This is a genomic window from Bartonella sp. OT172YNZD, from assembly GCF_042193725.1.
Taxonomy (GTDB): Bacteria; Pseudomonadota; Alphaproteobacteria; order Rhizobiales; family Rhizobiaceae; genus Bartonella; species Bartonella grahamii_A.
This window is the reverse complement of record NZ_JBHILZ010000026.1, coordinates 1-10,358: the sequence shown is the minus strand read 5'-3', so window position 1 is coordinate 10,358 and position 10,358 is coordinate 1. Positions and strand designations below refer to the sequence as shown.

The window sequence follows — 10,358 nt, the reverse complement described above, 5'->3', positions numbered from 1 at the left end:
AACGTTGTAACGACGCAGCATAAAAAAACTTGTCACGTAAGGACGGACAAGGCTTTCTCAAGCTTATCACCCTAGAGAGTGCACAATCCGTCCTGTGACGCAACGTTATAGAATTTAAAATGATGTTGTTCTTTTAAGAATGCGCAGGGTATCACACGTGCCTTGCGCGGGGTTTAGCATGGACGTTATGAACTTGCCCGTTGCCCTGCTGCTCATGATGATAGGCTGCCTAGCTTATCTCTAAATAAATTGGCGTATCTTATAAATTACGCTCACTATCAAATTTAAGAATTTCTAAAACATTAAAAGAAAAATCCGCTATATGAGAAAACTTAAGCATCAATAACAATTCCACTGCTCTGTTCTTTCGATTAAAGCACCAAGCTTCCCTTCTATTTATAGCTTCTCTTCAATATGGAGTGAAGCAAAACCATTTTGTTAGCATATTCTAACAATCCAAGTTTTTGATTTTCTGTATCTTGTCCATCAGGAGAAACTCGTAAATATGCGTAAAATTTTGATACTTTCAATAAAGACCGTCAATTAAATGTATATATTAGTATCAGAAAAAATGATAATTTTCTTTGATACCAATCAAAATGTTCAAAGCTAAAAACAGATATCTTATTTTCATTTCAACAACAAAATGAATATTTCAAGACAGATTACAGAAAGGAATTTCCTATGGAAAAGAAATTACCCAAAAGTTATATGACGGATGCTGAACGTGAGGAGTTACGAGCAGGCGGTTTAGATCAAAACTGTATTTATACTGCTGAATCAGAAGCGGCTGACCGTGCTAACGATAGCAAAGCAGAGTGGGAATGGTTGGCAATGACTGAACCTCCAGCACATACACTTTTGTTTCTTAAAAAGCAACATGGAGCGCAATTTATTCGTGATATGGGATTTTCTACTAAAGATGCTGATAAAGAATATGGTCCCGATTGGTTAGATAAAGATGTTATCATAGGAGGTCATCATTTCTAATGAATTTGAAGAGTTAGAACGTATTTTTGTTCGCTAAAATAACTATGTAAAAAGTCTTGATGAAGCATTAATGACCAAAAAACAACATGGTGTGCGGAATGATTTGTGTAGTTATCTTCGTAACATTGGAAAAAGTGGTGATTTATCATCACTTCTTGGTACGGAACGTAGTCTTGTAGAAAACGATTTGCTGAGATATGCCAATAGTAAGGCTATGATTAGTAGTCTTAAAACAGCATTAACGGAAATAGATGTTATTAAAAAGCACGTAATCCTTGTTAATAATCCTGCGCAATATAAGACGGTAAATGAAGTTTATAGTTTACCCAAAAATCGTAAAGGCGGATTACCTTACGATGAAGCACGTCAAGCAATAGCATCCCATTATGCACGGTTAGGAAACTTAGATAAATCTCGTTTAACGTCAATTGAAAAATCAATTATTGATGTGCGTAAAGAAAATATGGTGGTTATGCGCAAGCTTTACGAAAAGATGCAAGCCAAAGCTATTGGTATAGATTTCTAACTCAATAAAATACTCATAACAAAGCTTTTTACATTAATTTATTCACACATCTTTAAATGTAATGATTAAATGAAAATCTCTCGTTTATATAGCTTTTTTGAAGGGAAAAACTGTCAAATGAGATATCCCTGCTGGTTTCTTTCTTCGTTCAATCAAAAAAATCTTCATTTCTCATTTTCTTAGTGCTGTTTGCATTCTTCATAGCAATATTTAGCTAAGTCTAAAGTCATCTTTGTATATGCCAAATTTGTATTCGAAATGTAATTGTGAATCACTTAAATTAATTGAAAATATATTCATTATTGTTTGAAATATATTTTCATCACGAATAGAAAAACTAAAAAGTTTTCTTTCATTATGAAAATCTGAAATGGTTAGTGTTATTTCTTTTTTGCTTTTTCCTTTAATAAAAAACCATTTTGCCTATCGTTTAATTTGGTAATTAAGACAAATGCACTATGGGCTTTTAACATATCAGAAAGAGGTCATTTCTCAGAAAGCTTACAATCGTATCTTTTGAAAATGGATAAAACCATACCAACCCTTGCATTGATTTTTGAATTGACCGAAGAGGGGCGCTTCGAAATCAATAGAGATGCCCTTGAGAGAGCCTTGTATTGGGAAAAATATTTGATACGCCATGCAAAACGTCTTTACGCGGCGGGAGATACATTAACAGCAGAGCATGCAAAATTAATTGTTGAACGCTGTGATCATTTACCCGATGTTTTACAGCAAGGGATATCTATAGACGGTGTTGGCGTTCTTTAAAAAACAAGGAAACTGTGAAGCAAGCTTTAGAGCTTTTATGCCGTTCAAATCACCTTCGAAAAAGTTGATAACACATCAGACAAGTAGACACCTCGTGCCTATTATGAATGGCATCCTTTCGTCAAAAACAACAGCATAAAACAATAAAGAAACGTCTTTTTAAAACTTTCTACTCAAATAGGCAAAACTCTTTTTAATGGCATTCTCATCAAAGAACTTTTCTCCAAAGATAATGATCTGAACAGAAGAGTTTTGTCAGTCTTGTCAGTTCATTTTAGCTCCTATATTATTTTTTTAATGAGAGAAAATTAAAACCATTATATTTCAATATGTTATAGTTTTAACAATACAACCTTAAATACAATCCATAATATATATTTGTCAGTTTGTGTTTGTAAATTGAACTGACAAACTAGATTATTTTAGTGACTCATAAAACCTATCAGAATAATCATTATGATATTTTAAAAGCACATAGTGCATTTGTCTTGATTAACTCGTGAAATAAACAGCAAAATTCACTATTTTGCTGATCTGACCTCATGTCATAGGCTGTGGATAAACAGCATTTATGAAATTTCTTTTTAAGCAGGTTGTGGGTCTTGAACACCCTTTTCTTATTTTATTATTGCTATTTGTTTTTAATAGATCTAGCAAACTCTATTTAGAGTTTTTTTGACACTGATAGATCAACGCTTATAAAGCGGTGGGGTTTTATTATAAATGCTTCAATCTCATACCAAACCACTGACATTACGCTCTCTGTTACAATCCTACCGTGATCATACAGAAAGTGCGCGCGATAGAGGAACTTCTTTTGAAAAGTTTGTGATTGCTTATTTGACGCAAGACCCGCTTCAATGCCAAGAATATGAAAAGGTTCAAACCTATTGTGAATGGGCAAAAGAGCATGGGGAAGATGGGCGTGATATCGGCATTGATCTGGTTGCTAAAATTCGTGATGAAGAAGGATATGCCGCTATTCAATGTAAGTTTTATAGTGCAAATCATCAGATCAAGAAAGAAGATATTGATAGCTTTATTGCTGCCTCGGGAAAAAAGATCTTCACACGCCGTATTCTGGTTGATAGCACCGAAGGTAATTGGAGTAACAATGCCGATCTCACCTGTGAAGGACAAGGAATCCGCATTCAACGGATTAATCTTTTTGATCTGGAAAACAGTCAAATAGATTGGTCAACCTTTGAAAGCAAAGGGGAAGCTACTCTTAAGAAAAAAGAACCGAAAAAGCTTTTAGATCATCAACAAGAAGCGCTTAAAGCTGTTTGTGACGGTTTACAAACAGCAGACCGTGGCAAGCTGATTATGGCGTGTGGAACGGGAAAGACCTTTACCAGTCTGAAGATAGCAGAAGCTCTTGCTGGTCAAGGTAAATGTGTTTTATTTCTTGTCCCCTCTCTTTCTTTAATGTCACAAACAATAAGAGAATGGACAGCAGATACAGCAATACCCTTGCGTTCCTTTGCGGTGTGTTCTGATACACAAGTTGGCAAGCGTCGCAAAGCCCAAGATGATGCTGCCGAACTCGATGTCTCGGATCTCGCTCTACCAGCAACAACAGATTCTCAAAAGCTTGGAGAAAAAGCCAATAAGACTTCTCCTGATACAATGACAGTGGTCTTTGCTACCTACCATTCGATCCAAGTGATTTCGGATGCGCAAAAGAAATATGCTTTACCCGAATTTGATCTGATCATTTGTGATGAAGCACACCGTACCACTGGAGCTGTGTTAGGAACAGACAAGAGTGAATCTGAGTTTATCAAGGTTCATAATAATAGCCTTATTCGGGGCAAGAAACGTCTGTATATGACAGCAACACCTCGTATCTTTAGTGATAATGCCAAAAAACAAGCTAATGAGATTGATGCTGTTCTGGCTTCTATGGATGATGAAGAGCTTTATGGCAAAATCCTTTATTCTTATAGTTTCTCCCATGCTGTAAAAAATGGACTTTTAACGCCTTACAAGATTATCGTTTTAGGTGTTGATGAAGGAGAAGTGAGTAAATCTATCCAGCATCTGATGACAGATGAGAATTATGAACTTATTCTTGATGATAGAACAAAGATCATGGGTTGTTATCAAGCGCTTACCAAAATGGATCTGAAAATTGATCTTGGGGATGATACAAGACCCATGCATCGGGCTTTGGCTTTTTGTAGAGATATTAATACTTCTGAACGCATATGTAGAACATTCAACGATGAAGAAGTTAAGAAAGATTTACGTAATCTTCATGAAAACCATAAAAATATTCCTCTTCTTAACTGTCAAGCAGATCATATTAATGGAAAATCTGGTGCCAAAAACCGTACGATAAAACTTGATTGGTTGAAAGAAGATGCGGGTGAGAATGTCTGCCGTATATTAACCAATGTACGCTGCCTTTCAGAAGGTGTTGATGTTCCTTCCCTTGATGCGGTTATGTTTTTACACCCGCGTAAAAGCCAAGTGGATGTGATACAAGCGGTAGGACGTGTGATGCGTCGTGCAAAAGGCAAAAAGATGGGCTATATCATTTTGCCGGTTGGTGTTCCTGCTGGTGTTTCACCAGAAGAGGCATTAAAAAACAATAAGAGATACAGTGTTGTCTGGCAAGTTCTCAATGCTTTGCTTGCCCATGATGAGAATTTTAGTAAAACCCTTAACCAGATGGTCTTAGGGCAAGACGTAAGCTCTATCATCGACATTGTTACAGTTTCTAAAAAGACCGAATTAGAGAATGTCACCACGGTTATTGACGAAATCCCGCTCCACGAAAAATCAGAAAAATCCGGACTTTGTATTGGGACACAAGCTCATGAACCGCAACACAGTCATAGCGTAACAGGAAGATTACCCTTTTTTGTTGAGTTTCCCAATGCTCTCAAAACACTGATTGTTAAAAAATCTACTATGAGTGATTATTGGGGCATTTGGGCTGGCAATGTTGCTGAGATTGCACAAAACCATATCACACGCCTTGAAACTATGCTTTCTGATCAGACAAGCGAAGCTTATCATGCCTTTGATGCGTTTTATAAGGAATTAAAAAACAACTTAAACAGTGAGATAAAACAAGAAGAAGCCATTGAGATGTTAGCGCAACATCTTGTAACGCGTCCCGTGTTTGAAGCCTTGTTTGAAGGCAATGAATTTGTGCAAAACAATGCCATTTCGCAAGCAATGGAAAAAATCTTAACAGAACTCGATAAAACCAATATCGAGGAAGAATCCAAAGAATTACAAGAGTTTTATGACAGCGTAAAGTTCCGTGCCTCTGGCATTACCGAACCACAGGCAAGACAAAATCTTATTATCAAGCTTTACGAAGATTTTTTTGCCAAGGCATTTAAGAAGACAACGGATAGGCTTGGGATTGTTTATACCCCCGTTGAAGTTGTCGATTTTATCATTCATTCTGTTGATGATGTCTTACGCAATGAGTTTGGAAAAAGCTTGGGGTCACGGGGTGTTTCTATTCTTGACCCTTTTACAGGTACTGGTACCTTTATCACACGGCTTTTACAATCAAATCTCATCAAACCAGAGGATATGGAATATAAATTCCGTCATGATATCCATTCCAATGAGATTGTTTTACTGGCTTATTACATAGCAGCCATTAACATTGAAGCAACCTATCATGGTTTGATGAAAGGTGATTACATTCCTTTCAAGCATATTGGTCTGGCTGATACGTTTCAGATGCTTAAAGAAAAAGACCTTATGGAAGGTATACTAAAAGAAAACAGTGAATATTTAGAACTTCAAAAGAAACTGAATGTTGAAGTTATCTTCGGCAATCCTCCTTATTCAACAAAGCAAAAAAACGAAAATGATAATGCAAAAAACACACCCTATCCGATTTTAGATAAACGTATTAGTGAAACTTATGCTGCTCATTCAAAAGCAACCAATATGCAAGCAATTTATGATAGCTATATTCGTGCCATTCGCTGGGCTAGTGACCGTATTGATAATGCTGGGGTAATCGGATTTGTCACAAATGCCGGTTTTATTAATGGAAGTTCTACGGACAGTCTACGAAAGTGCCTCGTTGAGGAATTTAGCAGCCTTTATATTTTCCATTTACGGGGTAATCAACGAACTTCTGGAGAACTTTCTCGAAAAGAAGGTGGTAAAATTTTTGGTTCTGGATCTCGAGCCCCTATAGCGATTTCCGTTCTCGTAAAAAATCCAAATACACAACAGCGTGGTAAGATATATTTTCGTGATATTGGAGACTATCTCACGAGGCAAGAAAAGCTTACAATGATTGAATCCCTTAGAAGCATTGATGGTATTACACGGAGTAAACAAGGTTGGCAAATCATTATACCAGATAAGCACGGTGATTGGATAAATCAACGGGATGACAATTTTAAAGCATTTTTAGCCATAGGTGTTAAGAAAGGTAAGAATAAGAAAAAGCTTTTTGAAACTTTTTCGTGTGGTATACAAACTAATCGTGATGCTTGGGCATATAACTCAAATCGTGAAATTTTAGCAAAAAACATGAGTTATATGATTGCTTTCTATAATAGCGAAGTGGAACGTTTTAATAATGTCTATCCGCATGCTGACCGTAAGTTACGTGCAAATGCTGTAAACGATTTTGTTAGTGTTGATGCTACAAAAATTTGTTGGAGTAGTAGTCTGAAAGAAGAGTTTGTAAGAGGAAAGGTTTTTGAATTTGAAGATAAATGTCTTATTCAAAGCCTATATCGTCCTTTTACGAAGCAATGGCTTTACTATAGTCGTATTTTTAACCATAGAGTCTATCAAATGCCGCGTATATTTCCGATAAGGGAAATGATTGGAAATAAAGTGATTCAAGTTACAGGTATAGGAGCAATGGGAGGCTTTTCTGTGCTTATGACTACGGCTCTGCCCGATGTTCAGGTGATAGAAAATGGACAATGCTTTCCACGCTATATTTACGAAGACACTACGGTCTCAAAAGATAGAAACAAGAAACAAACTCATTTATTTATGGATTCTACAGAAGACAGCAAAACAGCTGATTTACAGAGGAGTGATGCCATTACGGATGAGGGACTAGCGCATTTTAAAGCTGCTTATCCTAATGAGACTATAATAAAAGAAGATATCTTTTATTACGTATACGGTCTACTTCACTCAGAAGATTATCGTGCCCGTTATGCTGATAACCTCTCTAAAGAGTTGCCTCGCATCCCTTGTGTAAAAAGCGCTGAAGATTTTTGGAAGTTTGTTAATGCTGGACGTGAACTAGGGCATTTGCACGTGAATTATGAGAATGTAGAGCCTTATCCAGTGACCTTTAAAAAGGGTAATCCAAAATTTACAGAGATCACGAACCCTAAAGAATTTTACTACGTCACAGAAATGAAATTCGCAAAAGCAGGTAAAGAGAAAGATAAATCAACTGTTATTTATAATAGCAATATCATCATGACAGATATCCCTTTTGAAGCTTATGAGTATATCGTCAATGGTAGACCCGCTCTTGAATGGGTTATGGAGCGTCAATGTGTAAAGACTGATAAAAAGAGTGGTATTGTGAATGATGCCAATCGCTATGCTGTTGAAACCGTTGGCAACCCTGCCTACCCTCTAGAGTTGTTTCAAAGGGTTATTACTGTAAGTTTAGAAACAATGAAAATTATTAAGAACTTACCAAAATTAGAAATAAGAGAAACTGAATAGATTTGGCATGCTCAGATGATAGGCATGTTAACCTCACAAAGGGGTATAAGGTCTTATAACCTATAGGTTCTATACCCCCTTTATAAATTGCTTACATACAATCTTTTAAATAATAGTTTATATGCGTTATTCTAAAAAGAAATCATTTGCACTTTTAAACACTCTTATTTGGATTGCTTTAAAACTTTTAAGAAACCCTATCTTAAAGTGAATACGCTTCTTTTACATTGCCTTTAAAAGATTATATCGCAATCTAAAATGATAGCTTTATTGTTTTAAAAAGCTTTGTTTAAACAGAGTTATATATATTCATTTTGCTTATAGATTTTGAAGGTATAAAAATTGTCAAAACCCCTACAAAACGTATATTATTGATTGAATTTAGAGGTTGTATTATCAATATAGGTTGTTTTTAAAAGATCTGTAAAATATTAATATATTGAAATATAACGTTTTTAATTTTTATCGTTTTTTACATAATAGCAGCAACCGTCAAAACTCAAAACCCCTTCAAAACTCATAACCATAATAGTCTTGATAACATTTCTTATGATTATAAACTGTCTTTTGAAGGCTTTAAAAGATCATATGCTTTTCATAAAGCACATTTTAATTACTCACTAAAATAATCTAGTTTATCAATTCAATTTACTGACACATAACTGACAAGTTTTAATCAATTCACATCATTGGTTATCTTTAAAGATTGTACAATTGATATGAATTATGTCTTAAAAACATTAACCTATTGAAATATAATGTTTTTAATTTTCTCTCATTTAAAAAAATAATATAGGCTCTAAAAAGAACTGACAACACTGACAAGACTGACACGGTCTATTAAAAGGGATTTTGCTCATCTCTATAATTACAAATTTCCATTTAGATGTTTTCATAATAAGCAATAAATCGCAATTATCCTATTTATCAACTAGTTGTATAACATCATCTAAGGTATAGGTTTTCATAAATCTTCCCCTGCATACTCTTTAATTCTTTTACAGAGGAATTCATAGAAGTTACTTGCGTAATAAAGGGGATCTCCAGATATTACCTCAAAATAGAGTGGGCATTCACCATCCCGAAACTGCGTATAATCAAAGTAAAAGGTTTCACCAAAATCTGTTCTACTCACAACGAGCTGTTCTGGTTTTGCTAAGCCTTGTTTTCTATCATTTCAGTTTGGGTAAACAATATCACCCCCCTAAACAGTTGTAAGGTCTGTATTATAAACGCTTCATATTTCCCCTATCAATTTCACCTCTTCCATAGTTTTTTCCAAAAACGCTTGTAAAAAGGGATAGGTTGCGGAGTGGGAGTGTTCTCAGTCTTTTCAATCGGTTGGTCACCATCAGGTATCTCAACTCCCACGCTTTCTTTAATTCTTTTACAAAGGAATTCATAAAAATTACTTGCGTAATATTCGCAATCTTCAGATGGAAGCATAACATAGAGTGGGCATTCACCATCCCGAAACTGCGTATAATCAAAGTAAAAGGTTTCACCAAAATCTGTTCTGCTAACGGCAAGCTGTTCTGGTGTCACAAAACCATTTTTTCTATAATAATTTAAGTTTTGGAAAACAATATCACCAAAAGGAACACCTATAGGATTCTCATAAAGACTATAGATTTCATCACCACCAATATCCCCGCCTTTACAATGTTCTAAAAAACTCTTGTAAGATGATGTGAATTGTAAACCGAGTGCTTTCTCCGCCTTTTCAATAACAAGATCACCAACTGCATCATCTTCAGTACCAAAATTGATAATATCACCATTATATTTATCAACTAATTCTACAACATCATCTAAGGTATAGGTTTTCATCGATTATTTCTCCATAAATTATTCTATAAGCTGCTGTCTTTCTCTTTTCACCAACCGGTAGATCACTACTGCCGATGCTCCTGTCCCCATCTGTCAAAATTTAGACCTATGATACCCCATTTCATATCAATTAGTCCTCCTAAATTACTGTTTTTTTGTTCTCTATACCCTTTAGCACGTTCCTTCCAATATTCCTCTCTCCACTTACCAAACTTTTCTCTCTCTATAAGCGATTGATGTGTTTTTGGATTAGCATGAATCACAGAACTATATTTATTATGAGATTCCTTGCTCATTTCTGCTATGGGCCCCTCAGGCGTTTGCTTTAGGTGATGCAACTCAACAGACCTTCCATCAAATCCTATGGGTGCTCTTCCTGCTGCCATTCTCTCAACATTGGTGCCCCATATCGTTTCCTGTTTTTCAGTCCATTTAACCCTTTTATTAGGATCAAACAGGTCGTTTCTCTCATAGGCTTTGTTAGTCTGTCCAAATTTGCTATCGGTAAATTTAGTGGGTTTCTTTTTTAACCACTTCTTTTTTTCTT

5 protein-coding genes and 2 pseudogenes are annotated in these 10,358 nt (G+C 35.5%); 4 read left to right on the top strand and 3 right to left on the bottom strand.

What is annotated here, in order from left to right:
- Nucleotides 1–262 precede the first annotated feature (262 nt).
- Nucleotides 263–530 (bottom strand): annotated as a pseudogene (locus tag ACFIJS_RS08285) (recombinase family protein); the annotation flags it as partial.
- Nucleotides 531–684: 154 nt separating this feature from the next.
- Here ACFIJS_RS08285 and ACFIJS_RS08280 point away from each other — a divergent pair.
- The 4 genes and pseudogenes from ACFIJS_RS08280 (at nt 685) to ACFIJS_RS08265 (ending at nt 7,981) form a co-directional block, all read left to right on the top strand.
- Complete coding sequence (locus ACFIJS_RS08280) at nt 685–990, top strand: hypothetical protein (RefSeq protein ID WP_375651105.1); 306 nt, start codon at nt 685–687, stop codon at nt 988–990.
- 70 nt (nt 991–1,060) lie between these two features.
- On the top strand, nt 1,061–1,516 hold the full coding sequence (locus ACFIJS_RS08275; RefSeq protein WP_375651103.1) for a hypothetical protein: 456 nt from the start codon (nt 1,061–1,063) through the stop codon (nt 1,514–1,516).
- A gap of 483 nt (nt 1,517–1,999) precedes the next feature.
- Nucleotides 2,000–2,374, top strand: a pseudogene (locus ACFIJS_RS08270) (DUF3987 domain-containing protein); the annotation flags it as partial.
- Nucleotides 2,375–3,010: 636 nt separating this feature from the next.
- Complete coding sequence (locus ACFIJS_RS08265; protein ID WP_375651102.1) at nt 3,011–7,981, top strand: DEAD/DEAH box helicase; 4,971 nt, start codon at nt 3,011–3,013, stop codon at nt 7,979–7,981.
- A gap of 1,257 nt (nt 7,982–9,238) precedes the next feature.
- Here the strand turns inward: ACFIJS_RS08265 and ACFIJS_RS08260 are convergent.
- Nucleotides 9,239–9,811, bottom strand: a complete 573-nt coding sequence (locus ACFIJS_RS08260) for an SMI1/KNR4 family protein (RefSeq protein ID WP_375651101.1) — start codon at nt 9,809–9,811, stop codon at nt 9,239–9,241.
- 65 nt (nt 9,812–9,876) lie between these two features.
- The coding region (locus ACFIJS_RS08255; RefSeq protein WP_375651099.1) for an HNH/ENDO VII family nuclease at nt 9,877–10,358 on the bottom strand (482 nt) is incomplete at its 5' end.